This is a genomic window from Streptomyces sp. G-G2 (assembly GCF_030063135.1).
Lineage (GTDB): Bacteria > Actinomycetota > Actinomycetes > Streptomycetales > Streptomycetaceae > Streptomyces.
In genome coordinates this window covers 227938-242436 of the sequence record NZ_JASISO010000002.1, presented here as the reverse complement: position 1 = coordinate 242436, position 14499 = coordinate 227938, and the positions used below count along the sequence as shown (strand labels likewise).

Sequence of the window (14499 nt, the reverse complement as noted above, 5' to 3'; positions counted from 1 at the left end):
CCTGTGTTTGGGGCGCCGGTCAGGCGTCAGGCATTATCGAGACGTCGGGAAGCCGAGGTCTACGCCCGAGGGGGCTTCGGAGGGGTCCGGCCAGCGGGTGGTGACGACCTTGCCGCGGGTGTAGAACTGGATGCCGTCGTTGCCGTAGACGTGGAGGTCGCCGAAGAGCGAGTCCTTCCAGCCACCGAAGGAGTGGTAGCCGACGGGGACCGGGATCGGCACATTCACGCCGACCATGCCCGCCTGGACCTCCAGCTGGAAGCGGCGGGCCGCGCCGCCGTCGCGGGTGAAGATCGCGGTGCCGTTGCCGAACGGCGAGGCGTTGATGAGGGCCACGCCCTCGTCGTACGTCTCGGTGCGCAGCACGCACAGCACCGGGCCGAAGATCTCGTCGCGGTAGGCGTCCGAGTCGGTGGAGACGTGGTCGAGCAGGGACAGGCCGATCCAGTGGCCGTTCTCGTTGCCCTCCACCGTGTAGCCGGTGCCGTCGAGGACCACGTCGGCGCCCTGGGCGGCCGCGCCGGTGACGTACGAGGCGACCTTGTCGCGGTGGACCGCGGTGATCAGCGGGCCCATCTCGGAGGTCGGGTCGTTGCCGGGACCGATCTTGATCTTCTCGGCGCGCTCGCGGATCTTCTCGACCAGCTCGTCGGCGATGGCGCCGACCGCGACGACCGCGGAGATCGCCATGCAGCGCTCACCGGCCGAGCCGTACGCCGCCGAGACCGCCGCGTCGGCGGCCGCGTCGAGGTCGGCGTCCGGGAGGACCAGCATGTGGTTCTTGGCGCCGCCGAGGGCCTGCACGCGCTTGCCGTTGGCGGAGGCGGTGGTGTGGATGTGGCGGGCGATCGGGGTGGAGCCGACGAAGGAAACCGCCGCGATGTCGGGGTGGGCCAGGAGGGCGTCCACCGCCACCTTGTCGCCGTGGACCACGTTCAGCACGCCCGCCGGCAGGCCGGCCTCGCTCGCCAGCTGCGCCAGCAGCGTGGAGGCCGACGGGTCCTTCTCGCTCGGCTTGAGGATGAAGGAGTTTCCGCAGGCCACGGCCAGCGGGAACATCCACATCGGGACCATCGCCGGGAAGTTGAAGGGGGTGATGCCCGCGACGACGCCGATCGGCTGGCGGATCGAGGAGACGTCCACCCGGTTCGACACGGAGGTCGACAGCTCACCCTTGAGCTGGGTGGTGATGCCGCAGGCCAGCTCGACGATCTCCAGACCGCGGGCGACCTCGCCCAGCGCGTCCGAGTGCACCTTGCCGTGCTCGGCGACGATCAGCTCGGCGATCGCGTCGCGGTTGGCGTCGAGGAGGGCGCGGTAGGCGAACAGCACCTTGGTGCGGGCGGCCAGCGAGGACTGCCCCCAGCTCAGGTACGCCTCCTTGGCCACCTGTACGGCCGCGTCGACCTCGGCGGCCGAGGCGAGGGCGACCTGCGTGGTGACCTCGCCGGTCGCCGGGTCGGTGACCGGGCCGTAGTTGCCCGACGCGCCCTCGACGGTCTTGCCACCGATCCAGTGGTTGACGGTCTTCATGCCTTGCTCCTTCACAGATGGCGACGTCGCTGCGCGGCTTGCCGGTCGTACTCTTCACGGGCTCCGGCCGCCGACGCACGGGTCGCGGTCTCGGCCACAGGAACATCCCACCACGCCGCCGCAGGGGGTGGCCCCGACACAGTGTCGGGCGTTCGGGTCTCCACGTAGACACATGTGGGACGGTCCGCCGCGCGGGCCGCGGCCAGGGCTTCCCGCAGGTCACCGATGGTGCGGGCGCGGTACACGGTCATCCCGAGGGAGGCCGCGTTGGCCGCGAGGTCCAGGGGGAGCGGCTCCCCGCTGTACGAACTGTCCACTGCCCGGAAGCGGTAGGCGGTGGCGAAGCCCTCGCCGCCCACGGCCCCCGACAGGCCGCCGATGGACGCGTACCCGTGGTTGTCCAGGATGACCAGCCGCAGCGGGATCCGCTCCTGGACGGCGGTGGCGATTTCGGTGGGGTTCATCAGGTACGTCCCGTCGCCGACCAGCGCCCACACCGGGCGCCCGGGCGCGGCGAGGGCCACTCCGATCGCGGCCGGGATCTCGTAGCCCATGCAGGAGTAGCCGTACTCCACGTGGTACTGGCGCGGCGAGCGGGCCCGCCACAGCTTGTGCAGGTCGCCGGGGAGCGAACCGGCCGCGTTGACGAGGACGTCCTCCCCGGTGACCAGGGAGTCGAGTACGCCGAGCACCTGGGCCTGGGTGGGTACGGCCCCCTCGTCGGGGGCGGCGTACGCCCGGTCCACGCGCGCCTCCCAGCGCTCCTTCGCGCGGGTGTAGCGCGCGATGTACTCCGGGTCCGCCCGGTGGCCCGCCAGGGCCTCGCGCAGCTCGTCCAGGCTCTCGCGGGCGTCGCCGACCAGGGTGCGGGCGGCCAGCTTGTGGGCGTCGTACGGGTCGAGGTTGAGCCCGACGAAGCGCACCCCCGGGTCCTGGAAGAGGGTCGCGGAGGCGGTGGTGAAGTCGGTCAGCCGGGTCCCGGCCGCGATGACCAGGTCGGCGCCCCGGGCCAGCTCGGCGGCGGTGTCGGTGCCGGTGTGGCCGACCCCGCCGACCTCGGCGGGGTGGTCGTACGGGAGGGCGCCCTTCCCGGACTGGGTGAGCGCCACCGGGATCCCGGTGGCCTCGGCCAGGGCGGCCAGGGCGGCCTCGGCCCCGCTGTAGCGGATGCCGCCGCCCGCGATGATCAGGGGGCGCGCGGCCGACCGTACCGCCGCGGCGGCCGCCGCCAGCTCGGCGCGGTCGGGGCGTGGACGGCGTACGGTCCACACGCGGTCGGCGAAGAACTCCTCGGGCCAGTCCCACGCCTCGGCCTGCACGTCCTGCGGCAGCGCGAGGGTGACCGCGCCGGTCCCCACCGGGTCCGTCAGGACGCGCATGGCCTGGAGGGCGGCCGGGACCAGCGCCTCGGGGCGGGTGATCCGGTCGAAGTAGCGGGAGACGGGGCGCAGGGCGTCGTTGACGGACAGGTCCCCGGCGTAGGGCACTTCGAGCTGCTGGAGCACCGGGTCGGCGGGCCGGGTGGCGAAGGTGTCCCCGGGGAGCAGGAGCACCGGGATCCGGTTGATGGTGGCGAGGGCCGCCCCGGTGACGAGGTTGGTGGCGCCGGGTCCGATGGAGGTGGTGACGGCGTGCGCGGAGAGCCGGTCGCTGTGGCGGGCGTAGCCGACGGCGGCGTGCACCATGGCCTGTTCGTTGCGGCCCTGGATGAACGGCATCGCTTCCGGGCCGCTCTCCAGCAGCGCCTGCCCGATCCCGGCGACGTTGCCGTGCCCGAAGATCCCCCAGGTCGCGGCGATCAGCCGGTGGCGGTGGCCGTCGCGCTCGGTGAACTGGCGGGCGAGGAAGGCGACGAGGGCCTGCGCGACGGTGAGGTGCCGGGTACCGCTCACCGGGCCTCCTCCGTCCGCTCGGGTGTGGTGAAGGGCAGCCGGGGGTCGACTCCCTGGCCGGGCCAGGTGTCCCGGATCCACCCGTGGTCGGGGTGGTCCCGGATCAGCCATTCCCGGGTCTCCCCGGGCCCCGCCATCACATTGAGGTAGTACATGTCGTGGCCGGGCGCGGCGATCGACGGCCCGTGCCAGCCGTCGGGGATCAGCACCGCGTCACCGGTCCTCACCTCGGTGAGGATGTCGGTCTTCCCGGCCGGGGACGGGCTGACACGCTGGTAGCCGATGCCGGGAACGTCCGCGTGCGGGGCGATCTCGTAGTAGTAGATCTCCTCCAGCTCGGATTCCTCGCCGGGGTGGTGCTCGTCGTGCTTGTGGGGCGGGTACGAGGACCAGTTCCCGCCGGGGGTGAGCACCTCGACGGCGATCAGCCGGTCGCAGTCGAAGACTCCGGCGGCGGCGAAGTTGTTGACCTGCCGGGAGCAGCTGCCCGCCCCGCGCAGCTCGACGGGCACGTCCGGGGCGGGCCCGTAGCGCGGGGGCAGTCCGCGGGTGGCCAGGGCCCCGGCGAGCGCGAACCGGCCGCCCCGGGCCGAGGCGATCGCGACGCTCGCGTCCCGCGGGACGTACACGAAGTCGCTGACGGCGCTGAACACGTCGGCTCGGCCGCGCAGTTCGAACACCGCGGGGTCCGCGGCGGTCCCGGACCCGTCGGCGGGTGAGCCGCCCCCGGAGGGCGTACGGACCGGCGCCCGGCAGCGGACCTCGCACCCGCCCGCCAGGGGCAGCACGATCCACTCGTGGTCCCCGGTCTCCAGCCGGTAGGTCTCCCCCGGCTCCAGCGTCAGCACCCGCAGCGCCGTACGGGCCATCGCCCACGATCCGGTCACCGCTGTCGTCACCGTCACCGCCACGACTCCAGCACCTCCTCCACCTCGTCAGGGCGCGGCATCGCCGTGGAACAGGCCAGCCGGGAGGCCACGATGGCTCCCGCCGCGTTCGCGAACCGCACGATCCGCTCCAGCTCCCACCCGCCGAGCAGCCCGTGGCACAGCGCTCCCCCGAAGGCGTCTCCGGCGCCCAATCCGTTCACCACGTCCACCTTCACCGGGGCCGCCTCCACGGACCGGCCGTCGCGGTGGACGGCCAGGACCCCCTCCGGGCCGCGTTTGACGACGGCGAGTTCCACTCCGGCGGCCAGCAGCGCCCGGGCCGCCGCCCGCGGTTCGCTCTCGCCCGTCGCGATCGCGCACTCCTCGGCGTTGCCGACGGCCACCGTCGCGTGGGCCAGCGCCCGCTCGTACCAGGGCTCCGGCTCCGAGGACCACAGCGTCGGCCGCCAGTCCAGGTCGAAGACGGTGGTCCCGGACTTTCCCCGGGCGGCCAGCGCGGCCAGCGTCGCGCTGCGGCTGGGTTCGGCGCTCAGCCCGGTTCCGGTCATCCAGAACACCCGGGCCGCGAGCACCGCTTCGAGGTCGAGTTCACCCGGGTGGATCTCCAGGTCGGGCGCCTTGGGCTGCCGGTAGAAGTAGAGGGGGAAGTCGTCGGGCGGGAAGATCTCGCAGAAGGTGAGGGGGGTCGGGTAGGCGGCGACCTCGGTGACCCAGCGGTCGTCCACGCCGAAGCCGCGCAGTTCCTGGCGCAGGTACGCGCCGAAGGGGTCCGCCCCGGTGCGGGTGATCACGGCGGTGCGCCTGCCGAGCCGGGCGGCGGCGACCGCGACGTTGGTGGGGGAGCCGCCGAGGAACTTGCCGAAGGTGTCGGCCTCGGCCAGCCGTACGCCGGTTCTCAAGGGGTAGAGGTCCACCCCGATCCGGCCCATCGTGATCAGGTCGAACGGGTCGGTGGTCACAAGCGGTCCTCCTCGCTTCGTCCCGGCTCTCTTGCCTGTCCCCCTGAGCCTCGCACCCTAAGCTGGCGTCATGACGTCCTCCCCGCCCGCGTTGACCCGTATCCGTATCGGTTCGGCTCCGGATTCCTGGGGGGTGTGGTTCCCCGAGGACCCCCGGCAGACCGGCTGGCCGCGCTTCCTCGACGAGGTCGCGGAGGCCGGGTACGAGTGGATCGAACTCGGCCCGTACGGCTATCTGCCCACTGATCCCGCGCGGCTCGCCGAGGAGACCGCGCGGCGCGGACTGAAGGTGTCGGCGGGGACCGTCTTCACCGGACTCCATCACGGACCGGCCGTGTGGGAGCAGACCTGGGAGCACGTGTCGCGGATCGCGGCGCTGACGCGGGCGATGGGCGCGGAGCACCTGGTGGTCATCCCCTCCTTCTGGCGGGACGACAAGACGGGGGCGGTGCTGGAGGACCGCGGCCTCGACGCCGGGCAATGGCGCGAACTCGCCCGGCAGACCGAACGGCTGGGCCGCGAGGTGCGCGAGCGCTACGGGCTGCGGATCGTGGTCCACCCGCACGCCGACACCCACATCGACACCCCGGAGAACGTGGCGCGGTTCCTGGACGCCACCGACCCCGACGCGGTCTCCCTGTGCCTGGACACGGGGCACTACGCCTACTGCGGCGGCGACAGCGTCGAGCTGATCGAGACCTTCGGGGAGCGGATCGGCTACCTCCACCTCAAGCAGGTCGATCCCCGGATCCTCGCCGACGTACTCGCGGAACATCTGCCCTTCGGTCCGGCGGTGGCGCGCGGGGTGATGTGCGAGCCGCCCGCCGGGGTGCCGGCGCTGGAGCCCGTACTGGCGGCCGCCCAGCGGCTCGGGGTGGACCTCTTCGCCATCGTGGAGCAGGACATGTACCCCTGTCCCCCGGAACGGCCGCTGCCGATCGCCCGGCGCACCCGTGCCCATCTGCGCTCCTGCGGCGCCCGCTGACCCATTACGGCTGGTCCCCGGCCCCTGGAAGAAGAGGTACCGCATGAGCACGCTCGGCATCGCCGTCATCGGCACCGGGAAGATGGGCAGCGACCACGTCCGCAGGATCGGGCGGACCGTGGGCGGGGCCCGGGTGGTGGCCGTGGCCGATCCCGACGGGGACCGGGTCAAGGAGGTCGCGGCCGGCCTGGAGGGCGCGAGCGCCCACACGGACCCGGCGGCCGCGATGGCCGCCCCCGGGGTGGACGCGGTCCTGGTCGCCTCCCCGGGGGCCGCCCACGAGGAAGCCGTGTTGTACGCCCTGGAGCGGAACCTTCCGGTGCTCTGCGAGAAGCCGCTGACCCCGGACGCGGCGGGCGCGATGCGCATCATGGAGGCGGAACAGCGGCTCGGCCGCCGCAGGGTGCAGGTCGGATTCATGCGGCGCTACGACGCCGAGTACGAACGCCTGAAGGAGCTGCTGGACACCGGGGGCATCGGGCGCCCCCTCTTCCTGCACTGCCGCCACCGCAACGTCTCCTCGCCCTCCTTCTTCACCAGCGACATGCTGATCACCGACTCGGTGGTGCACGAGGTGGACGCGGCCCGCTGGCTGCTGCGCCAGGAGATCACGGCCGTCACCGTACTGTCCCCGACGCCGACGGCCGCCGCCCCCGAAGGAGTGCGCGATCCCCGGCTGGTGCTGCTGGAGACCTCGGGCGGGGTGGTCGTGGACGTGGAGATCTTCGTCAACTGCGGCTTCGGCTACCAGGTGCAGTGCGAGGCGGTGGGCGAATCGGGCAGCGCCCGGATCGGTGACGGCCACGCGATGGTGGTGCGGTCCGCGGGCCGCTGGGGCGGGGAGATCGACCAGGACTTCACCGTGCGCTTCACCGACGCGTACGACCGCCAGCTGCGCGGCTGGGTGGCCGCGGCGGCCCGGGGCCAGGTCGAGGGGCCCGACGCGTGGGACGGCTACGCGGCCGCGGCGGTCTCCGAAGCGGGCCTCACCGCCGCCCGCACCGGGGCGCGGACCCTGGTGGACCTGATGCCGCAGCGGCCTCCTCTCTACCGCTGACCGGCGCCGACGCGCCGCACGACACGCCCTTTCTCCCCTCCGGCCCCTGTGCCACTTGTGTCACGGGGGTCGGCGTCATGTCACGCATGTCCGCATTACGCGGGTCTTCCGTCACAGGCGTTCGACAGCCCCTCCCCTGCCTTCACCCACCGTCGTTCTCCGGGCACAACCTTGAGTGATCGTCAGTGTCCGCACTCAGGCTCCCCCGACGGCCTCCCGGCCGCCCCCGCGGTGTGGACAAGGAGGTGCCCCAGATGACCGACCGGAAGCTGTGGTCGTACAAGGAGATCGCCGCTCACATCCAGGTCCAGCCGGACACCGTGCGCTCCTACCGCAAGCACGGACTGCTCCCCCCGCCCGACCACGTCGAGGTCGGCAAGCCCTACTGGTACGCCGACACGATCCGCGCCTGGGTCGCCCGCCGCCCCGGCAACCGGGGCCGCCGCGACGACTGACCCCCCGCTCCCGGGCCGGGGCTCGCCACCACCCCGGCCCACCACCCTCCGCCCGGCGCCCGGTGCCAGGTACTAGGTGCTGACCGGCACCCGGCCCGGGTCCTCCACCCCCGGCTCCCTCCCGGGCTCCCCCACGCCGGGGTCCTCCGCTCCGGCCGGTCCGGGGGTTCGCCCGGGCTGCGGGGCGGCCTCCCCGCCCTCGCTCAGCCCGAACCGCTCGTGCAGTCGGCGCAGCGGCCCCGGCGCCCACCAGGTGGCCCGGCCGGTCAGCTTCATGACCGCCGGAACCAGCAGGCTGCGGACCACCATCGCGTCCATCAGCACCGCCAGCGCGATCCCGAGCCCCAGCATTTTGGTATTGGTCACCCGGGAGGTGCCGATGGCCACCATCACCACCGCCAGGATCACGGCCGCCGCGGTGATCAGCCCGCCCGTGCGGGCCAGCCCGGTCCGCACGGCGCCCTCATGGTCCCCGGTGCGGTCGTACTCCTCCTTGATCCGGGATATGAGGAACACCCCGTAGTCCATGGAGAGTCCGAAGGCTATGGAGAACATGAGCACCGGCAGGGTGGTCTCGATGTCACCGGTGGAGGTGAAGGAGAGCAGCCCCGAGAGGTTGCCGTCCTGGAAGACCCACACCACGGCCCCGAACATCGCGGTCAGGCTCAACGCGTTGAGCAGGACCGCCTGCACCGGTATCAGCACGCTCCCGGTGAGCAGGAACACCAGCAGCAGCGTGGCCAGCACGACCAGGGCCAGGGCCCACGGCAGTCCCTTCCCTATCGCGTGCCGCGCGTCGACCAGGACCGCCGCTTCCCCGGTGACCGAGGTCTTGAAGCCCGCGTCCACCCGGCGCACCTCGCCGACCAGGTCCTGCGCCCGCTGGCTCACGGCCTCGCCCTCGCCGACCACGGAGAAGTAGGCGTACGCCCCCGGCGCCCCGCCCGGGCCCGAGCCGACCGGCCCCTCGACCCGGACCACCCCGGGCAGCCCGCTCAGCCTGCCCCGGTACTCGGTGTAGGCGGACTCGGTGGCCGGGCCCTCGGCCAGCACGATCAGCCGCGCGGCGGGGCTGCCCGGGAACCCGTCCCGGATGTGCTGCTGCACCACATGCGATTCGGCGGTGACCGGCAGCTGCCGGTCGTCGACGGTGCCGAACTTCACCCCGAGGAAGGGCAGTCCGAGCAGCAGCAGCCCGGCGGCGGTGAGCACCGCGAAGACCGGCGCCCGCCGCATCACGAGCGCCGCACCCCGAGCCCAGCCCCGCCCGCCGCCTTCGCCTTCGCCCGCGCCACCAGCACCCCCGGAGCCGGCGGCGGCGGAGCCGCGGCGGAGCCGCCACAGCGCCCGCAGATCCAAGGAGTTGACCCGCTCCCCCAGCAGGACGAGCGACGCGGGCAGCAGGATCAGCGCCGCCCCCGCCGCCAGCAGCACCACCGCGACCCCGGCATAGGCGAAGGAGCGCAGGAAGTACATCGGGAAGAACATCATCGCCGAGAGCGACACCGCGACCGTGAGCGCCGAGAACAGCACCGTACGCCCCGCGGTGCGCAGGGTGGCCCCCACCGCGTCCCTGGGCGCACGTCCGGCCGCGAGTTCCTCACGGAAGCGCCGCACGATGAACAGGGCGTAGTCGATGGCGAGTCCGAGACCCAGGGCCGTGGTGAGGTTCTGGGCGAAGACCGAGACGTCGGTGATCTCGGTGAGCCCGCGCAGGACCGCGTTGGTACCGAGGATGGCCACGATCCCGACGCCGAGCGGGAGTACGGCCGCCACCGCGCTGCCGAAGACCAGCACGAGCAGCACCAGGGTCACCGGCAGGGCGATCAGCTCGGCCCACAGCAGGTCCTCCTGGATGGTGCTGGTGACTTCCCGCTGCACGGCCACCGGGCCGCCGAGCGAGACCGTCACCGGCCCGTGCGCCCCGCGCAGTCCGGGGGCGATCCGGTCGAGCACCTCGGCGGTGGTCTTCTCGTCGCCCTCGACCCGGGCGGCGATCAGTGCCTGGTGGCCGTCCTCGGAGCGCAGCGCGGGCGGTGCGCCCTGCCAGTACGAGCCCACTCCGGTGATCCCCGGCTCGGCGGTGAGCCGCGCGGTCAGCCGCCGGGCCTCGGCGGCGACGGCCGGATCGTCGACCCCGGCCGTCCCGGCGTCCAGGAGCAGCAGCAGATTGGGCTGGGAGCCCGGGAACTCGCGTTGCAGCGCCTTGGCGGCATAGGTGGACCCGGCGTCCGGGTCCTGCCATCCCCCGCTGCCCATCCGGTCGGCCACGCCGCTGCCCGCGACGACGGCGAGGGCGGTGAGGACCAGGGCCACCAGCAGCGAGAGCCTCGGCCGGGCGGTGACGAACCGGGTCCAGCCGCCGAGCGCCCGCGCCCCCGGCTCCGCCCCGGGTCTCGATTCCGGCCCCGGCACGCGCCCCCGGCCTGGCGATTTCTTGACTTCGGACATGTCGCGGTGTCCCCTTCACCGTGATTGCCAGAACGTAGACTGGCAAACACGAGCAGTCGCTCGCGTTCCCACAGAATGCGAGCGCCCACTCGCGTTTGTCAATCACCCGTGGGAAGGAAGGGGCGAGGAGTGCCCGAAAAGCCCGAAACCTCCGCACTGGAGCAGGCGACGCGGAAGGCCACGCAGCCGACCGCCCGGAAACCCGCGCCGGAGGCCACGCCGGAGACCGCAGCCGCCCCCGCCCCCGCGACCACGCCGGAGACCGCGGCCGCAGCCGCCCCCGAGGCCGCCCCGCGCCGCCGCCAGGCCCGCGGCGAACGCCGCATCGCCCAGCTCCTGGCCGCCGCGGCGGGCGTCTTCTGCCGCACCGGGTACGCCGCGGCCAGCACCAACGCCATCGCGCGCGAGGCCGGCGTGTCCCCGGGCACGCTCTACCAGTTCTTCCCGAACAAGGAGGCCATCGCGGTCGAGCTGGGCGGCGAACTCCTCAAGCGCGCCCACGAGACGCACGGCCAGGCCTTCCTCCCGGAGAACCTGAGCAGGCCGCTGCCCGAGCTGCTCGACGCGGTCCTCGACCCGGTCATCGCCTTCAACTGCGAGAACCCCGCCTTCTGGGCCCTGATGCACGGCTCCGGCGTCCCCGGCATCACCCAGGAGCACGAGGAACTGCACACCAGCCTGCTGACCCGGGTCGAGGACCTACTGCTCTGCCTCACGCCGCAGGCCGACCCCGAGCAGCTGACCCACGTCTCCCACATGCTGCTGGGCATCTTCAAGTCGTCCCTGGACCTGGTCCTCGCCACCGAGGGCGCGGAGCGGGCGGCGTACGTCGCCGAGCTGAAGACCGTGCTCCTGCGCTACCTGGAGCCGATGGTCACCACGACTCCCGTTCACTGAACCGCGCCCGAGCGTCCCGCGCGTCGCCTCCCGCCCCTTCCGGCGCCCCGACCGCGGGCGCCCCCGCCACCCCCGCCCCGCGCGAGCGCACGCGCAGCGCCAGCAGCGGGAACAGCAGGAGGAACACGGGCAGCAGGAGCAGCGCCCACCCGCCCCCGAGCAGGGCCTTCAGGTCGAACTGGGCCGCGGAGCGCCCCGGCGCCCGGCCGCTGAGCAACAGGGCCATCGCGTTGACCGGGCCGAACTCGCCGATCGAGCCGATCGCCATCACCACGGACCCGAACCGGCCCCGCGGATCACCGGAATCACGCAGCACCGGCAGGACCGTGCCGAGCGCCGTGCTGGTCAGCGCGGTGCCGGCGTAGACGCCTTGCCGAAGCCGCCGCCGTGCGCGAGCAGGGGGACACCGCCGCGATCGACATGATCAGGATCAGCGTCAGACTTCCCGAAGCGGACATACCAGTCATTTACCTATGGTGAACGCGCCCTGTCCACCGGTCACCGCGAGCGTCGAGGCTCGCTTCCATACCCCCTAGGGGTATAGTCTGGAGCAGTAGGCACGAGGGTGGAGCGATCCACCGCCTCCCTGCCACCACGAACGCCCCCGATGAGGAGAACGACATGAGCGCCGAGACGGACACCCAGACCACCACCGTCTACCGGGTGACCGGCATGACCTGCGGCCACTGCGAAGGCGCCGTGACCTCCGAGCTGACCGCGCTCCCGGGCGTCAGTTCGGTCAAGGCCGTCGCGGCCACCGGCGAGGTCACCGTCGTCTCCGCCGCGCCGCTCACCGAGGACGACGTCCGCGCGGCCGTGGACGAGGCCGGATACGCGTACGCGGGCCGGGCCTGAGCCTCCGGGGGCCCGGGCTCCGGCCCGGGCCCCCGGGCGCACCGGCAGACCCCTCCTCCTCCGCAGCACTTCGCCGGGCCGTACCGTCCAGCTCATACTGGTTCCGTACGGACCCGGCCATCCCCCTGGAGCCGGACATGACCAGCAGTACCGTGCACGACGGACCGATAGCGGCCGAGGTCGAGCTGACGATCGGCGGAATGACCTGCGCCTCCTGCGCGGCCCGCATCGAGAAGAAGCTGAACCGGATGGACGGCGTCACCGCCACGGTGAACTACGCCACCGAGAAGGCGAGGGTGTCCCACACCCCCGACGTCCGGGTCGCCGACCTGATCGCCACCGTCGTCAAGACCGGGTACACCGCCGAGGAGCCCCCGCCACCGGCCCCCGAGCCCGCGGCGCAAGCGGCGCGAGCGGCGGCGGATGCCGGAACGGCCGCCGAGGCGGACCCCGAGCTCGCGGCGCTGCGCCAGCGGCTGCGGGTCTCCGTCGCCCTCGCCCTGCCCGTCGTCCTGCTCGCGATGGTGCCGGCCCTCCAGTTCGACAACTGGCAGTGGCTCTCGCTCACCCTGGCCGCCCCCGTCGTCGTCTGGGGCGCCCTCCCCTTCCACCGGGCCGCCTGGACCAACGCCAAGCACGGCGCCGCCACCATGGACACCCTGGTCTCGGTCGGCACCGGGGCGGCCTTCGCCTGGTCCCTGTGGGCCCTGTTCTTCGGCCACGCCGGAATGCCCGGCATGCGGCACGGGTTCGAGTTCACGGCCTCCCGCACGGACGGCGCCTCCTCCATCTACCTCGAAGTCGCCGCCGGGGTCGTCGGGTTCATCCTGCTCGGCCGCTACCTGGAGGCCCGCTCCAAGCGGAAGGCGGGCGCGGCCCTCAAGGCCCTGCTGCACCTGGGCGCCAAGGACGTCACCGTGCTGCGCGGCGGCGCCGAGGTCCGGATCCCGGTGAGCGCCCTGGCAGTCGGCGACCGGTTCGTCGTACGCCCCGGCGAGAAGATCGCCACCGACGGCACGGTCGTCGAGGGCAGCTCCGCCGTGGACGCCTCGATGCTGACCGGCGAATCCGTCCCGGTCGAGGTGGGCGTCGGCGACTCCGTCACCGGGGCCACCGTCAACACCTCCGGGCGGCTGGCCATCGAGGCCACCCGGGTCGGCGCCGACACCCAGCTCGCCCGGATGGCCCAGCTGGTCGAACAGGCGCAGAACGGAAAGGCCCAGGTCCAGCGACTGGCCGACCGCATCTCCGGGATCTTCGTGCCCATCGTGCTGCTGCTCGCGCTCGGCACCTGGGTGACCTGGCTGCTGATCACCGACGACCCCACCGCCGCGTTCGCCGCCGCCGTGGCCGTCCTGATCATCGCCTGCCCCTGCGCCCTCGGGCTGGCCACGCCGACCGCCCTGCTGGTGGGCACGGGGCGGGGCGCGCAGCTCGGCATCCTGATCAAGGGCCCCGAGGTACTGGAGTCCACCCGGCGCGTGGACACCGTCGTCCTGGACAAGACCGGTACGGTCACCACCGGCCGGATGACCCTGGCCGGGGTCCACCCCGCCGAGGGCACCGACGCACGCGAACTGCTGCGCCTGGCCGGGTCCCTGGAGCACGCCTCCGAGCATCCGATCGCCCGGGCCATCGCCACCGGAGCCGCCGAGCGCGCGGGCTCGCTGCCGGTCCCGGAGGACTTCCGCAACCTCGCCGGGCTCGGTGTCCAGGGCGTGGTGGACGGCCACGCCGTCCTGGTGGGCCGCGAACAGCTGCTGGCCGACTGGTCGATCGCCCTGCCCGAGGACCTCGCGCGGGCCAAGGCCACCGCCGAAGCCGCGGGCAGTACAGCGGTGTTGGTGGCCTGGGACGGCGCGGCGCGCGGGGTGCTCACCGTCGCCGACGCGGTCAAGGAGACCAGCGCCGAGGCGGTGACCCGGCTGCGGGCACTGGGCCTGACCCCGGTCCTGCTGACCGGGGACAACAAGGCCGTGGCCGAGTCGGTGGCCCGCGCGGTGGGCATCGACGAGGTGATCGCCGAGGTGCTCCCGCAGGACAAGGTGGACGTCGTACGCCGCTTGCAGGCGCAGGGCCGTACGGTCGCCATGGTCGGCGACGGGGTCAACGACGCGGCGGCGCTGGCCCAGGCGGACCTCGGGCTGGCGATGGGCACGGGCACGGACGCGGCCATCGAGGCCGGCGACCTGACCCTCGTGCGGGGCGACCTGCGGGTGGCGGCGGACGCGATCCGGCTCTCCCGGCGCACCCTGGCCATCATCAAGGGCAACCTGTTCTGGGCGTTCGGCTACAACGTGGCGGCGCTGCCGCTGGCGGCGGCCGGGCTGCTCAACCCGATGATCGCGGGGGCCGCGATGGCGTTCTCCTCCGTTTTCGTGGTGAGCAACAGCCTGCGGCTGCGTTCCTTCCGTTAACGGTCCGTCTCCCCACCGTGCACACAACTCCTTCACAGGAGACGCAGATCACAGTGATTCCAACGTAACCATCCGGTGGTGACGCGGGTCTAATGGGGCGGTGCCAGG

The 14499-nt window shown here is 73.0% G+C and carries 11 protein-coding genes and 1 pseudogene; 6 read left to right on the top strand and 6 right to left on the bottom strand.

From position 1 onward, the window contains the following. Positions 1–33: 33 nt before the first annotated feature. From QMF80_RS02650 to iolC, 4 genes are read right to left on the bottom strand one after another with little or no spacing between them, the layout of a single operon-like run. Entirely contained in the window at positions 34–1533 is a 1500-nt protein-coding gene (locus QMF80_RS02650; RefSeq protein WP_283449042.1) for a CoA-acylating methylmalonate-semialdehyde dehydrogenase, read from the bottom strand. An 11-nt stretch (positions 1534–1544) separates the two neighbouring features. Further along, on the bottom strand, positions 1545–3425 hold the full coding sequence (iolD, locus tag QMF80_RS02645; RefSeq protein ID WP_283449041.1) for a 3D-(3,5/4)-trihydroxycyclohexane-1,2-dione acylhydrolase (decyclizing): 1881 nt from the start codon (positions 3423–3425) through the stop codon (positions 1545–1547). After that, positions 3422–4294 carry a 5-deoxy-glucuronate isomerase gene (gene iolB / locus QMF80_RS02640; protein WP_283449205.1) on the bottom strand — a complete coding sequence of 291 codons (873 nt, stop codon included), beginning with the start codon at positions 4292–4294 and terminating at the stop codon, positions 3422–3424. The genes iolD and iolB overlap by 4 nt, the downstream gene beginning before the upstream one ends. A 32-nt stretch (positions 4295–4326) precedes the next feature. Beyond that, positions 4327–5244 (bottom strand): 5-dehydro-2-deoxygluconokinase, encoded by a 918-nt coding sequence (iolC, locus tag QMF80_RS02635; protein ID WP_283449203.1) that lies wholly within the window; start codon positions 5242–5244, stop codon positions 4327–4329. Between the two features lie 100 nt (positions 5245–5344). Between iolC and QMF80_RS02630 the strand changes: the two genes are divergently transcribed. From QMF80_RS02630 to QMF80_RS02620, 3 genes are all read left to right on the top strand, one after another. After that, positions 5345–6259: a sugar phosphate isomerase/epimerase family protein gene (locus QMF80_RS02630; RefSeq protein WP_283449039.1), complete on the top strand. Its 915-nt coding sequence runs from the start codon at positions 5345–5347 to the stop codon at positions 6257–6259. Between the two features lie 43 nt (positions 6260–6302). Next, positions 6303–7316 carry a Gfo/Idh/MocA family protein gene (locus tag QMF80_RS02625; RefSeq protein ID WP_283449036.1) on the top strand — a complete coding sequence of 338 codons (1014 nt, stop codon included), beginning with the start codon at positions 6303–6305 and terminating at the stop codon, positions 7314–7316. Positions 7317–7570: 254 nt separating this feature from the next. Next, positions 7571–7771 carry a helix-turn-helix transcriptional regulator gene (locus QMF80_RS02620; RefSeq protein ID WP_283449034.1) on the top strand — a complete coding sequence of 67 codons (201 nt, stop codon included), beginning with the start codon at positions 7571–7573 and terminating at the stop codon, positions 7769–7771. Between the two features lie 72 nt (positions 7772–7843). On the opposite strand, the gene QMF80_RS02615 is transcribed toward QMF80_RS02620, so the two are convergent. Further along, positions 7844–10222 carry an MMPL family transporter gene (locus QMF80_RS02615; protein WP_283449033.1) on the bottom strand — a complete coding sequence of 793 codons (2379 nt, stop codon included), beginning with the start codon at positions 10220–10222 and terminating at the stop codon, positions 7844–7846. A gap of 129 nt (positions 10223–10351) precedes the next feature. Here QMF80_RS02615 and QMF80_RS02610 point away from each other — a divergent pair, with 129 nt between their 5' ends. After that, on the top strand, positions 10352–11119 hold the full coding sequence (locus QMF80_RS02610; RefSeq protein WP_283449031.1) for a TetR/AcrR family transcriptional regulator: 768 nt from the start codon (positions 10352–10354) through the stop codon (positions 11117–11119). 186 nt (positions 11120–11305) lie between these two features. Here QMF80_RS02610 and QMF80_RS02605 read toward each other — a convergent pair. Next, positions 11306–11477 (bottom strand): annotated as a pseudogene (locus QMF80_RS02605) (cation:proton antiporter); the annotation flags it as partial. A 263-nt stretch (positions 11478–11740) separates the two neighbouring features. Here QMF80_RS02605 and QMF80_RS02600 point away from each other — a divergent pair. Both QMF80_RS02600 and QMF80_RS02595 read left to right on the top strand, forming a co-directional pair. Then, entirely contained in the window at positions 11741–11974 is a 234-nt protein-coding gene (locus QMF80_RS02600) for a heavy-metal-associated domain-containing protein (RefSeq protein ID WP_283449029.1), read from the top strand. Positions 11975–12111: 137 nt separating this feature from the next. Beyond that, positions 12112–14391: a heavy metal translocating P-type ATPase gene (locus tag QMF80_RS02595; RefSeq protein ID WP_283449027.1), complete on the top strand. Its 2280-nt coding sequence runs from the start codon at positions 12112–12114 to the stop codon at positions 14389–14391. The last annotated feature ends 108 nt before the right edge of the window (positions 14392–14499 follow it).